15 protein-coding genes are annotated in these 15399 nt (G+C 41.3%); 12 read left to right on the top strand and 3 right to left on the bottom strand.

From position 1 onward, the window contains the following. The first annotated feature begins 2 nt into the window (after positions 1-2). The 5 genes from atpA to DWZ33_RS06585 all read left to right on the top strand — a co-directional run bounded on the left by atpA (position 3) and on the right by DWZ33_RS06585 (position 5494). Positions 3-1523 (top strand): F0F1 ATP synthase subunit alpha, encoded by a 1521-nt coding sequence (gene atpA, locus DWZ33_RS06605; RefSeq protein WP_026880825.1) that lies wholly within the window; start codon positions 3-5, stop codon positions 1521-1523. A 4-nt stretch (positions 1524-1527) separates the two neighbouring features. After that, the gene (gene atpG, locus DWZ33_RS06600; protein WP_022937287.1) at positions 1528-2364 is read left to right on the top strand and encodes an ATP synthase F1 subunit gamma; all 837 of its coding nucleotides are present in this window, start codon (positions 1528-1530) and stop codon (positions 2362-2364) included. An 11-nt stretch (positions 2365-2375) separates the two neighbouring features. Beyond that, positions 2376-3782 carry a F0F1 ATP synthase subunit beta gene (gene atpD / locus DWZ33_RS06595; RefSeq protein WP_026880824.1) on the top strand — a complete coding sequence of 469 codons (1407 nt, stop codon included), beginning with the start codon at positions 2376-2378 and terminating at the stop codon, positions 3780-3782. A gap of 1 nt (position 3783) precedes the next feature. Further along, on the top strand, positions 3784-4179 hold the full coding sequence (gene atpC, locus DWZ33_RS06590; RefSeq protein ID WP_022937285.1) for an ATP synthase F1 subunit epsilon: 396 nt from the start codon (positions 3784-3786) through the stop codon (positions 4177-4179). A 163-nt stretch (positions 4180-4342) separates the two neighbouring features. Next, entirely contained in the window at positions 4343-5494 is a 1152-nt protein-coding gene (locus DWZ33_RS06585) for an O-antigen ligase family protein (protein WP_118454250.1), read from the top strand. 27 nt (positions 5495-5521) lie between these two features. Here DWZ33_RS06585 and DWZ33_RS06580 read toward each other — a convergent pair whose 3' ends face one another. Together DWZ33_RS06580 and DWZ33_RS06575 are read right to left on the bottom strand one after the other, a co-directional pair. Continuing rightward, complete coding sequence (locus DWZ33_RS06580; RefSeq protein ID WP_022937283.1) at positions 5522-6373, bottom strand: AraC family transcriptional regulator; 852 nt, start codon at positions 6371-6373, stop codon at positions 5522-5524. Positions 6374-6424: 51 nt separating this feature from the next. Continuing rightward, positions 6425-7864, bottom strand: coding sequence for an arylsulfatase (locus tag DWZ33_RS06575; RefSeq protein WP_118454249.1), 1440 nt, complete (start codon positions 7862-7864; stop codon positions 6425-6427). Positions 7865-8139: 275 nt separating this feature from the next. Here DWZ33_RS06575 and DWZ33_RS06570 point away from each other — a divergent pair, with 275 nt between their 5' ends. The 7 genes from DWZ33_RS06570 to DWZ33_RS06545 all read left to right on the top strand — a co-directional run bounded on the left by DWZ33_RS06570 (position 8140) and on the right by DWZ33_RS06545 (position 15040). Further along, positions 8140-9495, top strand: a complete 1356-nt coding sequence (locus DWZ33_RS06570; protein ID WP_118454248.1) for a carbohydrate ABC transporter substrate-binding protein — start codon at positions 8140-8142, stop codon at positions 9493-9495. A gap of 70 nt (positions 9496-9565) precedes the next feature. Beyond that, entirely contained in the window at positions 9566-10456 is an 891-nt protein-coding gene (locus DWZ33_RS06565) for a carbohydrate ABC transporter permease (RefSeq protein ID WP_118454247.1), read from the top strand. Positions 10457-10465: 9 nt separating this feature from the next. Beyond that, entirely contained in the window at positions 10466-11350 is an 885-nt protein-coding gene (locus DWZ33_RS06560) for a carbohydrate ABC transporter permease (RefSeq protein WP_022937279.1), read from the top strand. Positions 11351-11362: 12 nt separating this feature from the next. Beyond that, entirely contained in the window at positions 11363-13534 is a 2172-nt protein-coding gene (gene gnpA / locus DWZ33_RS06555) for a 1,3-beta-galactosyl-N-acetylhexosamine phosphorylase (RefSeq protein WP_022937278.1), read from the top strand. Further along, on the top strand, positions 13527-13694 hold the full coding sequence (locus DWZ33_RS17955; RefSeq protein WP_022937277.1) for a DUF6903 family protein: 168 nt from the start codon (positions 13527-13529) through the stop codon (positions 13692-13694). The genes gnpA and DWZ33_RS17955 overlap by 8 nt, the downstream gene beginning before the upstream one ends. 11 nt (positions 13695-13705) lie before the next feature. Next, positions 13706-14797: an ABC transporter ATP-binding protein gene (locus DWZ33_RS06550; protein ID WP_118454246.1), complete on the top strand. Its 1092-nt coding sequence runs from the start codon at positions 13706-13708 to the stop codon at positions 14795-14797. Between the two features lie 48 nt (positions 14798-14845). After that, entirely contained in the window at positions 14846-15040 is a 195-nt protein-coding gene (locus DWZ33_RS06545) for a DUF1146 domain-containing protein (protein ID WP_022937275.1), read from the top strand. 108 nt (positions 15041-15148) lie between these two features. On the opposite strand, the gene DWZ33_RS17950 is transcribed toward DWZ33_RS06545, so the two are convergent. Continuing rightward, positions 15149-15295, bottom strand: a complete 147-nt coding sequence (locus DWZ33_RS17950; RefSeq protein WP_182425562.1) for a hypothetical protein — start codon at positions 15293-15295, stop codon at positions 15149-15151. Positions 15296-15399 lie beyond the last annotated feature (104 nt).

The following is a 15399-nucleotide window of genomic DNA, read 5'->3' as shown; positions in this document are numbered from 1 at the left end:
ATGTGAATTTAAGACCTGAAGAAATTAGTAAAATCATAAAAGAGCAGATCATGCACTATGATGAAGAACTTGAAGTTGCGGAAACAGGAACAGTAATTACGATTGGTGACGGTATTGCCCTGATTCATGGGCTGGAAAATGCCATGTCCGGAGAATTGCTGTTATTCCCGCATGATGTATATGGAATGGTACTGAATCTTGAAGAAGAACATGTCGGTGCTGTTTTAATGGGAAGTGATACACTGATCAGTGAAGGTGATACGGTAAAGCGTACCGGCAGGATCGTTGAGGTTCCGGTTGGTGATGATCTGCTTGGCCGTGTGGTTAACGCATTAGGTCAGGCAATCGACGGCGGACCGGAAATCAAAGCGGATAAATTCCGTCCGATTGAGCGTGTTGCACCTGGTGTTATGACGCGTAAGTCAGTGCATCAGCCGGTTCAGACTGGTTTGAAAGTTATTGACTCAATGATTCCTATCGGCCGCGGTCAGCGTGAGCTGATTATCGGTGACCGTCAGACTGGTAAGACGGCAATTGCAGTTGATACGATCATCAATCAGAAAAATGAAAATATTAATTGTATCTATGTAGCGATTGGTCAAAAAGCCAGTACAGTCGCTCAGATCGTTGAAAAGCTCCGTCAGCATGGCGCGATGGATTATACGACCGTGGTAGCTGCTACGGCTTCTGAGCTGGCGCCTTTACAGTATATCGCACCATACAGCGGCTGCGCGATGGGTGAAGAGTGGATGGAACAGGGCAAAGATGTCCTGATCGTTTATGATGATTTAAGTAAGCATGCGGTTGCTTATCGTACACTGTCATTGCTGCTGAAACGTCCGCCGGGCCGTGAAGCTTATCCAGGTGATGTATTCTATCTGCACAGCCGTCTTTTAGAGCGGGCAGCGAAGATGAATGAGGAATATGGCAATGGTTCATTAACCGCTCTGCCAATCATTGAGACGCAGGCGGGTGATATTTCGGCTTATATTCCAACCAATGTAATCTCAATTACTGATGGTCAGATCTTCCTGCAGACAGAATTGTTTAATGAAGGTATAAGACCGGCAGTTGATAGTGGTTTGTCCGTATCCCGTGTAGGATCGGCAGCGCAGGTTAAAGCAATGAAAAAAGTATCTGGTTCTTTGAAGCTGGAACTTGCTCAGTATCGTGAGCTGCAGGCATTTGCTAAATTCGGCTCGGATCTTGATCCGGCGACGAAAGCAACCTTAGATCACGGTGCAAAATTGACTGAATTGCTGAAACAGAATCAGTATGATCCGATGAGTGTCGCAGATCAGGTTTTATCTTTATTTGCGGCTAAATATGGCTATCTCAAGAATGTGGATGTGGAGAATGTCCATTATTATGAGACTGAAATGCTTAAGATGATGCATGAAAAGCATCCTGAAATTGTGGATGAAATCAATGAAAAACACGATATCAGTAATGAATTGAATGCACATATCAAAGAAGTGCTCGACGAATTCGCTGACGTTTTTTCAAAGCTGATCGAAGGTTAGGCTTATGGGAGCTAGTCAATTAGCCATCAAGAGCCGTATCCGTTCCGTTGATTCAACGATGAAGATCACAAAAGCGATGCAGCTGGTTGCCGCCAGTAAATATACCCGTCAAAAGGAAAGAATGAAGCAGAATAAGGAATATGCTCATTATCTGAAAGAAGTATTGGAACAGATTTTAGCAAACCTTACAACTTTTGATAATCCTTATCTGGTAGAAAATACGGATGCACCGACGCTGACGATCGTTTTTACTTCCGATATGGGTTTATGCGGAGCTTATAACGCAAATGTTTATCGTCTTTTGGAAGCTGAATGTCCGCAGGATGAACAGCTGGTAATGCTTGGCACACAGGGGGCTGTCTGGGCTAAAAGCCGTCAGCGCAATGTGGTTGAGGAGTATATCCAGGTTGAGGATGATAATTACGCGCTGTTAGCGCAGCTTGCGGAAAGTGCTCTTGCGAAATATCGAAATCAGGAAATTGGTAAGATTCGTATCGTTTATACGGAGTTTATCAATCCGCTGCGGTTTGAACCTAAAATCGTCACTTTGCTGCCGGTTGAAAAGGTTGAAAAGAAGGGGGCATCTGCTGATACCATCTTTGAACCGAGTGAAGAAGAAATTTTAAATGATCTGATCCCGATGTCAATTAAATCGTTGGTTTATTCTTATTACCTGGAAACAAAAACGAGTGAGCAGGCATCAAGGAGAACTTCGATGGAAACAGCAACGGATAATGCTGAGGATTTGAAGAGTACATTAGAATTAGCATATAATCAAGCACGCCAGGCGGCAATTACCCAGGAGATTACGGAAATTGTCGGCGGAGCGAATGCTTTATAATGAGAGGAACAATGATGAAAAATATTGGAAAAATTGTTCAGGTCATCGGACCGGTTGTCGATATTCTATTTGCTGACGGACATCTGCCGGCATTGCTGACAGCCATTGAAATTGACAATGTCAACAGCCATGAGAAATTGGTTGTTGAGGTTGCTCAGCATATTGGTGATGATCGGGTGCGTACGATTGCGATGGGTTCTACCGACGGATTGGTTCGCGGTATGGATGCTGTTGATACAGGTGCGCCGATCAGTGTGCCAGTTGGTGAACAGGTGCTGGGAAGAATGTTCAATGTTTTGGGCCGTGAGATCGATGGACTTGAGCCGCTTCCGGATACTGTGAAGCATATGCCGATTCATCGCAGCGCCCCAAGTTTTGATCAGCAGCAGACAACCGCCGAGGTACTTGAAACAGGTATTAAGGTTATTGATTTGCTGTGTCCTTATGCCAAGGGCGGTAAAATCGGTTTATTCGGCGGTGCCGGTGTTGGTAAAACCGTATTGATTCAGGAGCTGATTCATAATATCGCGACAGAACATGGCGGTTTATCCGTAGTTGCCGGTGTCGGTGAACGTACCCGTGAGGGTAATGATCTGTACCATGAAATGAAAGAAACCGGTGTTTTAGATAAAACGGTTCTGGTTTACGGACAGATGAATGAATCACCGGGCGCTAGAATGCGTGTAGGTTTATCAGGATTAACAATGGCAGAGTATTTCCGTGATGTTAACCATCAGGATGTACTGCTGTTTATTGACAATATCTTCCGTTTTACACAGGCGGGTTCAGAGGTTTCAGCGCTGCTTGGCCGTATGCCGTCTGCGGTAGGTTATCAGCCGACATTGGCAACTGAAATGGGTCAGCTGCAGGAGCGGATCACTTCCACAAAAGATGGATCAATCACTTCTGTACAGGCAATTTATGTACCTGCCGATGATTTAACTGACCCGGCGCCAGCGACTGCGTTCAACCATTTGGACGCGAAGACGGTACTGGATCGTTCAATTGCCGCGTTAGGTATCTATCCGGCTGTTGATCCATTGGAATCAACATCAAGAATGCTTGATCCTTTAGTTGTCGGTGAAGATCATTATGAAGTAGCCCGCGGTGTTCAGCAGCTGCTGCAGCGCTATAAGGAGCTTCAGGATATCATCGCTATTTTAGGTATGGATGAATTAAGTGAAGAAGATAAGGTCGTGGTTGGCCGTGCCCGCCGTGTCCGCAACTTCCTGTCACAGCCTTTCTTTGCTGGTGAACAATTTACTGGTATGAAGGGACGCTATGTTCCGAAGGAAGACACTGTCCGCAGCTTCAAAGCACTGCTGAATGGTGATTATGATGAATATCCGGAACAGGCATTTATGTTTGTCGGATCAATTGAAGAGGTAGTGGAAAAAGCAAAGGCACTTGGTGAATAAGATGCTGAAGGTTAAAATCATAACTCCTTATGGTTTATATGGGAATTATGAAGCAGAGAAAATTCATTGTACAACGACAACGGGGGAATGTGCGATTCTGCCTAACCATATGCCGTTAGTCGCAATGATTACTACCAGCAGTATGATCCTGACAATTAATCATGAAGAACGTGTCTATGCCATCACCGGCGGTCTGCTGCAGCTTAACGATAACGAGGTGCGGATTCTGGCCGATGCCTTTGAAGGCAAGGATGAAATTGATGTTGAACGCGCAAAACGCGCTAAGGAAAGAGCTGAAAAACGGCTTGCAAGAAAAGACGCTAATACGTCAATTCGCCGCGCTCAGGTTGCCTTAGATCGGGCAATGAACCGGATTCGGGTTGCCAATTTCAAATAAAGAGCTTCGGCTCTTTTTTCTTTAACTCAATGAATTAATATTTGATAGGTATAAGGTTATAACTTTTTATTACAGTCAGCCAAAGAAATTCTTTCAATTTTGTGACATTCCTAATGAACTGACTGAAACGTGCTATAATAAGAATCATCTAAGGGGTGAGTCTTTGATTAACCTAATTATTAAAGAAGCCAAATCTTATACAATGCATCAGCTGATGCTGCTAACCTGTCTGTTATCAATGTTTATGCCTTTTTATATTGGCTTAATGATGCTGGCGGCATTGACCTTAGGGCTGATGATGAATGGTGAGCTTAAAGCGCTGCTGCAAGAAACACCGCAGGCGAAAGCAGGTCTGCTGGTTATCCTTGCCGGCTTTATCGGCGCGCTGGTTTATGGCAATTTATTAGGTGTCGGCTGCAGTTTTATGATGCTGGTGATATTGATTGCCGCCTGTGATCTGCGCCGGCATTGTGACGCTCATTTTTATGACCGCTTTATTAAGCTGATATTGCTGATGAGTGTTGTATGCTTTGCTCATGCACTGCTTGAATATTTGAATATTACAGAATCGCTGAATTATCAGTTTACCGATTTAATTATTCCTGATCTGCCTAAATATCGGGTCAATTCAGTCTTTTTTAACGCTAATTATTATGCGATGATGTGTGAATTTTTCATCATTATTGCTTTAGCTAAATTAATCACTTCCGAGAATAAGGGAATCTATTTCTTTATCATTTTATGCAATCTTAGCGGTTTATATCTAACTGGCTGCCGCAGCGCATGGCCGGCATTGGCAGTGGCAATCCTCATTCTGTTTTACTTTGCAGGCAAGCGAAAAACAGCAGCGCTATTGCTGCTGATTGAAATCTGTTTAGGTTTGTTTGTACTCATGGAACCTGAATTATTACCGCGTCTTGAAAGCTCTGATTCATCGATGGATGTGCGCATCGGCATCTGGCAGACAGCGATTCAGCAGTTTAAAGTGAATCCATTATTGGGACATGGACCATTGACCTATATGCAGGTTTATCCGCAATTTAACGGCATTGCCACCCAGCACGCCCACAATATATTCTTAGACGCATTAATCAATTTTGGTGTCCTCGGCGTTGTGCCATTAATCATATTTATTGTGAATCGTTTAAAAGAGGCGTTCAGACTTTGTGATATCCGCAAAGCTTTAGTATTGGCATTAACGGTCATTGTCATGATTCATGGCTTGTTAGATGCGACAATTTTTTGGAGTCAGACAAGCTTTCTTTATTTATCCTTGTTAATGATGACAGCCAATTTAAAAACTGATGAAGCATAATAAAAGCTAAGTACGAAACTTAGCTTTTTATTGAGACTTTTCCTCACGCTTTTTCTTGCGTATTTCAAAGGGCGTTGTACCCATAGTCTTCTTAAACACTTGTGAAAAGTATGACTGTGATGAGAACCCAACAATATCCGAAATCTGTGAAACCGAGTAGTTTGTAGTTTCAAGTAAAACCTTGGCTTCCTCTACACGCTTAGATATCAGATAATTTATCGGGGATAAACCGATATACTTCTTAAAGGCATGAACAAGATAATACTTATTTACATATGTAAGACGGGATAATTCATCAAGGGTGATATTCTCTTGATAGTGAAGATCAATGTATTGCTTCACATAGGAGCATTCCTTGTTCATTTTTTTAGTAGAAGCGATACTGAAGGTATTATTAGCACGGCGGATCATGTTAATGATACATACTTCAAGCAGATCCTGACACAGGCGATCATAATGATCTTCCTTATTCTCTACCTCCGCAACCAATGTTTTTAGATAAAAGAGAACTTCATGCTTATAGTCTTGATAATTCTGAAGAAAATAATCGGCATGAGTATCTTCATTTTTAATGATCTGTGAGAAGAGCAATCCTTCAATGCCCAGCGCAATATATTCCAATGGCGATTGTTCACTGGAAACTTCAGTATGAGAAACATTTGGATTAACGATGATCATATCGTCGGCTTTTACCTCAAATTCACTGTCTTCGACGATGAAACTGCCATCACCGCGCACAACATAGAATATCTCAGTAAAATTATGGAAATGAATTGTCGAATGCCAGTCAGAGTCATAACGAGCCGTCGTGACATAGAGCAATTTGCAGTTAATTTTATCCAGATCAGTATCGGATAGTTTATAACGTGTATTGGCCATAAATTTCCTCCTTTCTATATTATAAACGAAAGAAGGTGAAGTGTATAGTTTCTAGAACAGCATATTTTTTGATGGACGGCCAGAAATTAACTTAAAACCATCACTATATCCCTCTTCACGGTCAGCAAGCTCATCGATCAGCAGCTTACGCAGCTCATGAATCCGATCCCGGTATTGTGTATCATGAATGGCATTGTGGGTTTCATGAGGATCATTGATAAGATCAAAATATTGTTCTTGTCCGGTTTCTGAATACCAAATGAATTTATCTTTATTGGTGACAATGTAATGATTGCTTAAACCGGAATGAAAGGAATGCTCGCCATGCAGCCATGAGCGGATAGATGTATTGGCGGTTATGGCGGGCTGTAAGGATTTGCCGTCAACCGTGTCCGGACAATTCAGTTTGGCATAATCAAGCAGGGTCGGCATGATATCACGCAATTCAGCAATCGTATCGGCATGATGCGGTTTAATATCCGCGATATGCTTTCCGATTCGGAAGATCAACGGGATATGAATACTGCCTTGATATGGGTAGACTTTGCGCCAGCAGTGATGATCAAACAGCATTTCACCATGGTCAGAGAGAAAGAGAATAATTGTATCTTCATAGCTGCCATCTTCAATCAGACTCTGTATAATACGTCCTAATTGATGGTCGATATGCGTAATGCTCGCATAATAGCCAGCCATGGCATCATGACGCAGCTGTTCGTCTGAGCAGCCATAAATTGAGTCTTTAATGCGTCCATATGTTTCCGTCAGCGTTGGATCTGACCAATCATCTTCAAAAGGCGGGCGCAGCGCTTTATCTTTGTATAAATCATAATAAGACTGGGGGGCATCAAAAGGCTGATGCGGGCGGACATAGGAAGCCATTAAGAAGAAGGGCTTCGTTCGATCACGGGTTTTTAAAAAACGAATGGATTTATCACTGACCCAATTTGTCGGGTGCAGGTGTTCAGGGTAGATCCATGGATGCGTAACCCATGAATTGCATTCTACCCCGGTTGATGTGATATCGGCGTCCTGTCCCATCGCGTTTTTCAAATCATAAAGATAATCATCGCTGACTTCCTGATGCATCCAATGCGGTATCGTCTGTGAACGATAATGTCCCAGATAACCGTCATGCAGCTGAAGGCCCTGAAACCCGCATAATAAGCGCGGCGGGTGTACGTGCATTTTGCCGATGCATTGGGTTTGATAGCCAGCATTACTGAATTCCTCGGCCATATAATGCTGATAATCCCAGTCAATACCATCTTCATAACCAACCCGGCCATGCTTTTTCTGAGAACGTCCGGTTAATAATGCGGCACGGGCAGGGATGCAGCTGGGGCATGCGGAATAGGCATGGTCAAAACAGACACCCTGTGCAGCCAGGGTATCTAAATTCGGTGTTTTTACATCGGGATGCTGCTGACATGACAGCGCGTCACCGCGGTATTGATCACACATGATCAGTAAGATATTTGGTTTTTGCATACTTGTACCTCTTATGGTATCATTATAGCACTTTGTTTAGCGCCAAACTTCTTATATCTTCAGTTGTTTTTTAGTTATTTTGCTCAAAATCAATAGAAAAAGGGCTTCAAATGGCATAAAAATGGGAATATTTGTATAAAAATTGCAGTTTTTTAATAAATATTGAAAAAATTAAACGTTAGCAATATAGTTAAAAATGCGACCAAGATTTGTATAGAAAAAGCGCTTTCATCAAGGTATACTGAAATCAAGAAATAACTTAGGAGGCAATAGTTATGAAAAAGATATTAGCAATGGCATGTGCATTGTTGATGGCAACAAGCTTAGCTGCATGTTCAAAACCAGCGGATCAGCCTGTTGACAACGGCGGCGATGACAAACCGACAGAAAATCAAGTGTTGAAGGTAGCTGCTTTCAAAGGTGGTTATGGGGAAGTTTGGGAACCACTTGCACGTAAATTCGAAGAAACACATGAAGGTGTTACAGTTGAATTAGTTACAAGTCCTAAACTTGATGAAGAATTACGTCCACAATTACAGGCTGGTGACTATCCAGATGTAATTCAATACAATATTGGTCAGCCAAGCGGCTTTACAGAAACATTAATTAAAGAAGACGCGCTGCTTGATATCTCTGATGTATTTGCAGATCCAGCAATTAAAGATAAGTTAGCAGATGGTTTTGCTGACAATGCTATCACTGCTCCTTACGGCGATGGAAAAACTTACTTAGCACCAATGTTCTACAGCCCTTGCGGTCTTTGGTACAATAAGGCATTATTTGGTGAAGGCGGTTATGCCCTGCCTGAAACATGGGATGACATGTGGGCACTTGGCGATCAGCTGAAGAGTGAAAACAACGGTGTTTCATTATTCACATATCCAGTTAAAGGCTATTTTGACTCAGTATTATACGCGCTGCTGAATCAAGCAGGCGGCGATGAATTCTATGGCAAGGCTTTAAATTATGATCCTGAAACTTGGACTTCTGAACCAGGTAAATTAGTATTAGATACAATTGGTAAATTAGTTTCTGAATATACAGCTCCTGAAGCAAGTGCTAACGCAAACAGCGGTAACTTCAAGATGAATCAGCAGGCTGTATTAGACAACACTGTATTATTCATGCCTAACGGCAACTGGATCATCGGTGAAATGGGTGATGCTCCGCGCGCTGAAGGATTTGAATGGGGCTTTATGCCAATGCCTGCATTTGAAAAAGGCGGCGCTCGTTATTCTTACACATTCTTTGAACAAATGTATGTTCCAAAGGAAGCAGCTAATCCTGAATTAGCAAAAGAATTCATTAAATTCATGTATTCTGATGAAGCTATCGAAATCATGCTGAACAATAAGACAGAAGAAGGCGCTCCTTCAATCGTTGTTCAACCAGTTAAGGGTATCGTAGAGAAATTAGATGGCGATAACAAACTGATTTACAGCATTTATGAAACACCGAATACATTCCCTGCATTAGGTGGTTTCGCAGCTACCGATTCAATCGAAGGCTTAGAATTAAAACCTGTAGTATTTGGTCCGATCGATACGATCTTAGAAGGTACAACTACAGTTGACGAATGGCAAACGCAATTAACTGATGCTTTTGTTAAATTCCACGCTGCATTGAAATAAATCGGATTAAGGATTCAAAAACGGTGGGTGAATGTCACTCACCGTTATTCTTTAAATAAGGAGGAGAACCATGAACAAAAGAAGAGCAAAAAGACGGTTTATCATCGGCTGTCTGACTCCTGCGATTATCTTAGTGACAATCTTCATGATTATACCGACAATTAATGTATTCTACATGTCGTTATTCAAATGGGGCGGTTTGTCTAATAATAAAAAACTCGTATGGTTTGATAATTTCAAAATATTATTTGAGGATGATAACTTCCTGCGCGCCATGCAGAACACGATTCTGCTGATTGTCGTAGTTACAATTATCACTTTATTCTTCGCAATTATTTTCGCTTCAATTTTATCCCGTGAAAAAATCAAGGGACAGAATTTCTTCAGAATTGTATTCTATATTCCAAATATTCTGAGTGTTGTTGTTATTGCGGCTATCTTCGGTGCTATCTATAACCCAACGACTGGCTTGCTGAATTCTTTGTTTGATATGCTGAGTCTGCCGGGCTTGAAACAGATGTGGATGGGAAACAGCAACATTGCCCTTTATTCACTGGCGGCAGCTTTAGTATGGCAGGCAATTGGATATTATATGGTAATGTATATGGCCAGTATGAGCAGTATTCCTGAGAATCTATATGAGGCGGCAAGTCTTGAAGGGGCTGGCAGAATGAAACAGTTCTTCTTGGTTACACTGCCATTAGTATGGGATAACATTCGTACGACACTGACATTCTTTATTATTTCAACAATTAACCTGAGCTTCCTGTTTGTTAAGATTATGACCGGCGGCGGGCCAAACGGCGCGACGGAAGTATTCCTGAGCTATATGTACAATCAGGCTTATACAAATTCAAGCTATGGTTATGGTATGGCTATCGGTGTTATCGTCTTTATCTTCTCATTTATCCTGTCAGGTATTGTCAATAAAGTCACCGAACGCGATGTTCTGGAATTTTAGGAGGGTGTCATGAACAAAAAGAAAAAATCAATAGGTCTTGATACCTTATATAAAGCATTCATTTATGTGGCTTTGATTACGCTGGCAGTAGTTATTCTGGTACCGGTTGGCTGGGTTTTCCTAGCTTCAATCAAAACCAATGCTGAATTCTATGGCAATCCATGGACATTGCCGGCAAGCTTCTATTTCCAGAATTTCATCGATGCTTTCCAAAAGGCAAAAATGGGTGAATATTTCATTAACTCGGTAATAGTTACCGGAATTGCTTTAATTATCATGCTGGTAGTAGCGCTGCCGGCGGCTTATGTTCTCGCGCGTTTTAATTTTAAAGGCCGAAAGTTCTTGAATACAGCGTTTATGGCGGGTTTGTTTATCAATGTAAACTACATTGTTGTACCGATTTTCCTAATGCTTTTAGATGCTGATAAATTTTTAAAGGGTATAATCGGAACTGGCTTTTTCTTAAACAATCGTTTTATTTTAGCGCTTGTTTATGCGGCTACCCATCTGCCGTTTACGATTTATTTACTGAGCGGTTATTTCAAGACATTGCCGAAAGCCTATGAGGAAGCGGCATTTATTGATGGCTGCGGATATTTTAAAACGATGACGGATATTATGATACCGATGGCAAGACCTAGTATCATTACGGTCATATTATTTAACTTTCTATCCTTCTGGAATGAATATATCATCGCTTTGACATTAATGCCAAGCGGCCCGAAAACATTGCCGGTAGGTTTGGAAAATCTGATGGCTGTACAGAAAACAGCGACTAATTTTGGACAGATGTATGCAGGCTTGGTTATTGTAATGCTGCCAACGCTGATCTTATACATCATGGTGCAGAAGAAACTGACTCAAGGTATGAGCCTTGGCGGCTTAAAAGATTAAGGAGACACACAAATGGCAAAATCAAAAGGCAGAGTTACGCTGCCAAGCGAAAGTAACTTTTTATCGCAGACAAAAGAATTGCTTGAACGCTGGGGGGCAGATGCAATTCGTGACAGTGACGGTACAAAATTAAGTGATGATGTAAAAGAACTGGACGCGAAAATCTATACAACATATTTTGTAGCTCGCGGACATAATGACTTTGCACAAAAACATATGGATGAATGTCAGCAGGCATTCTTAATGAGCAGTTATACACTGGCAACAGAAGCAACTGTGAAGATTGAATTTTTAAAAGATTATTTTGATCAGCAAGTCAAAGCGGATTATGATCATGATCCAAAATTATGGTGGGAAGTTTATGACCGTACTGAGAATCAATTAATCAGCACAGATGCATGGTATGTTGATCAATGTACAGATACGGTAATTGTTGAAAATTGTAAACCATTTCATGAATATACAGTATCATTTTTAGCTTATCTGATTTGGGACCCAACGCAGATGTATAACCATATCACGAATGATTGGGGTGATAAGCCGCATGAGATTCCATTTGATGTAAGGAAACAGGCATCACGTGAATATGTCAAAGATTATTTGAAGCAGTGGCTGAAAGATAATCCGAATACGGATGTGGTTCGTTTTACTACTTTCTTCTATCATTTCACATTGATTTTCAATAATCTTGCTAAAGAGAAATTTGTTGATTGGTGCGGTTATGGCGCCAGTGTTTCCACAGAAGCGATTCTGGCATTTGAAGAAGAATATGGGTATCGTTTAAAGGCTGAGGATTTCGTTAAGAACGGTTATTACAACTCGACCTTCTGTGTACCAAGCAAGCAATATCTTGATTATATTGACTTCCAGCAGCGTTTTGTGAAGGATCGTGCAAAAGAATTGGTCGATCTGGTTCATGAAGCTGGTAAAGAAGCCATGATGTTTTTAGGCGATAACTGGATTGGGACAGAACCGTATGGTAAGTATTTTCCACAGATCGGTCTTGATGCAGTGGTTGGCAGTGTCGGAGATGGTGCAACCTTACGATTAATTTCTGATATACCTGGGGTGAAGGTACATGAGGGCAGATTCTTACCGTATTTCTTTCCGGATACATTCTATGAAGGCAATGATCCTACATTGGAGGGTATCCGCAATTGGCTGAATGCCAGAAGGGCAATCATGCGTAAGCCGGTTGACCGTATTGGGTATGGCGGTTATCTGAGTCTGGCCTATAAGTTTCCTAAATTCGTAGATTATATTGAAAAGGTCTGCGATGAATTCAGAACGATTTATGATACAATTCAAGGCGTCACACCTTATTGCGGCTTGAAGGTAGCTATCCTTAACAGCTGGGGAGCATTGAGGAGCTGGCATCCATATATGGTAGCGCATGGCTTATATTGCAAACAGATTTATTCCTATAATGGAATGCTGGAAAGCTTAAGCGGCGCCAGTGTAGATGTGCAGTTTATCAGCTTCTCTGATATAATGGAACATGGCATTCCTTCTGACATTGATGTTATCATCAATGCGGGTGATGCGGAAACGGCATTCTCAGGCGGCAGTGTCTGGGATGACAGTAAGCTGGTATCCATGGTGCGTGAATGGATTTATAACGGCGGTGGTTTTGTCGGTATCGGTGAACCTGCGGCTTATGAGAAGGGCGGTCATTTCTTCCAGCTTGCTGATGCGTTAGGTGTTGACAAGGAGCTTGGTTTCACACTGCATACAGATAAATATTTTAAGGATGTTGTGAAGTCGCATTTCATTACTGAAGATATTGTAGATGAATTTGATTTCGGGGAAGGGATGAAAAATATCTACGCGTTGAGTGAAAACACAGAGATTATCGTTCAATCGAAGGATGAAGTAAATTTAGCTGCGCATAGCTATGGAAAAGGCCGCTGTGTTTATATTGCCGGTCTGCCGTACAGTCAGCAAAATACTCGTCTGTTGATGCGTTCTATGTATTATGCAGCGAATAAGGAAGCTGATTTTAAAAAATGGTATGCCGATAATCTATTCTGTGAAGTGCATGTTTATCCATCCATCAATAAATATGCAATTCTGAATAATACGAATGAGTATCAGAAAACAAAGGTTTACGATGGGGAAGGAAACAGCGTTGAACTGACTTTAGAGCCAGGTGAAATTAGCTGGAAGGAAATTAGCCATGAGTGATTTAACTAAAAACATAGTAATGGCAGTCTTGTTTGTTTTCTTTCTTGCATTGATTTTTATAGGTCAAAAAACAATCAGCCGCATGAACCTAGTTATAATGCTTGTAGGATTGGCAGGCTTGCTTGGTTTATTGTATGTTTATAACCGGAAATATAAATAAGGAGTGAAAACATGGCAGAACTATCATTAAAACACATCGATAAAGTCTATGACAATAATGTACAGGCTGTATTTGATTTCAATTTAGATATTAAAGATAAGGAATTTATCGTCTTTGTAGGCCCGTCAGGCTGCGGTAAGTCAACGACATTGCGTATGATTGCCGGATTAGAGGATATAACAGCAGGGGAATTATCAATTGACGGCAAGGTTGTCAATGATGTTGAACCTAAAGATCGTGATATTGCGATGGTTTTCCAATCTTACGCATTATATCCGCATATGTCTGTTTATGATAACATGGCATTTGGCTTAAAGCTGCGCAAGGTCAGCAAGGATGAAATTGACAAGCGTGTGCGTGATGCCGCGAAGATTTTGGAAATTGAAGAATATTTAGACCGCAAACCTAAAGCGCTGTCCGGCGGTCAGCGTCAGCGTGTTGCGTTAGGGCGCGCGATAGTGCGTAATGCGAAGGTTTTCCTGATGGATGAACCATTAAGTAACCTTGACGCCAAGCTGCGTGTACAGATGCGCAGTGAAATCATTAAATTACATGAGCGGATCGGTGCTACGACCATTTATGTAACCCATGATCAGACTGAAGCAATGACAATGGCGACCCGCATCGTTGTTATGAAAGGCGGCTATATCCAGCAGATTGGTACGCCGAAGGAAATTTATAACAACCCGGCTAATATGTTCGTCGCTGGCTTTGTCGGTTCACCTGCTACTAATTTCTTGAATGGCCGTTATGAGAATAAAGGCTTTATCATCAATGGTCAGCGCATTGAATTGCCGGAAATGTTTATTGAATCATTAAAAGATTATGAGGGCAGGGAATTGGTGTTCGGTATCCGTCCTGAGGATATTCATGGTGAAGGCATCGTCGCTGAGACATATCCATCAAGCAGCATGCAGTTCTATGTTGAGGTCAGTGAATTACTGGGCCATGAATTCATTCTGCATGGTAAGGTAGGCGAACAGCGTTTAGTCGCGAAAGTTGCGGCACGTCTGGAAGCAAGACCGCATGATACAGTGCAGATTGCATTGGATTTAAGTAAAGCGCATTTCTTTGATCCGCAGACTCAAAACTGCATTATTTAGTCAAAAACACTCTCCTATGGTATAATAACCATAAGGGAGTGATTTTTTATGTCATATAAATTTATAAGTGTGTGCATCGCGCTGTTTTCATTTGTTGTATCTTTTTATGCGCTGAGTGCTATTAAATTTGATAAATTTTGTCAGGTGGAAAAACCGGCAAAGGTTCAGACGTTGCTGATTGTCTTATCGTTTGCGCTGGCTGGCTTGGTAGCTAATTTTTTAATGATGTTTATCAATTTCTAAAGCTGAAATTTCATAAAAGTTAAAGCTTAAGCATGTAAATAAACAAAGAGTATTCAAAATAGAAAAGGTCATGTTTCTAAATTGAATACTCTTTTATATAGCCGGAAACTAAAGCTGATTCAGATCATTTTTGCTCTCTGTCAGACAAGACCTGATCGCTTTTAAATCTTGATGAATTTTATACAAAACACTATTCATAATAATAACACAAATCATAGCGGCTATTTGCAATGCTAATAACAAGAAACCTAACATATAGACCCCCCCTTTTTAATAACATTATCATTAACAGAAGCTAATGAACAGTCTATAATTTATTTATATATATGTTATAGTTAAATAGTTGGGGACAAGTTATG

Source organism: Dielma fastidiosa (genome assembly GCF_003475485.1).
Taxonomy (GTDB): Bacteria; Bacillota_I; Bacilli_A; order Erysipelotrichales; family Erysipelotrichaceae; genus Dielma; species Dielma fastidiosa.
The sequence above is the reverse complement of the archived record's forward strand: the minus strand, read 5'-3'. Positions and strand labels throughout refer to the sequence as shown.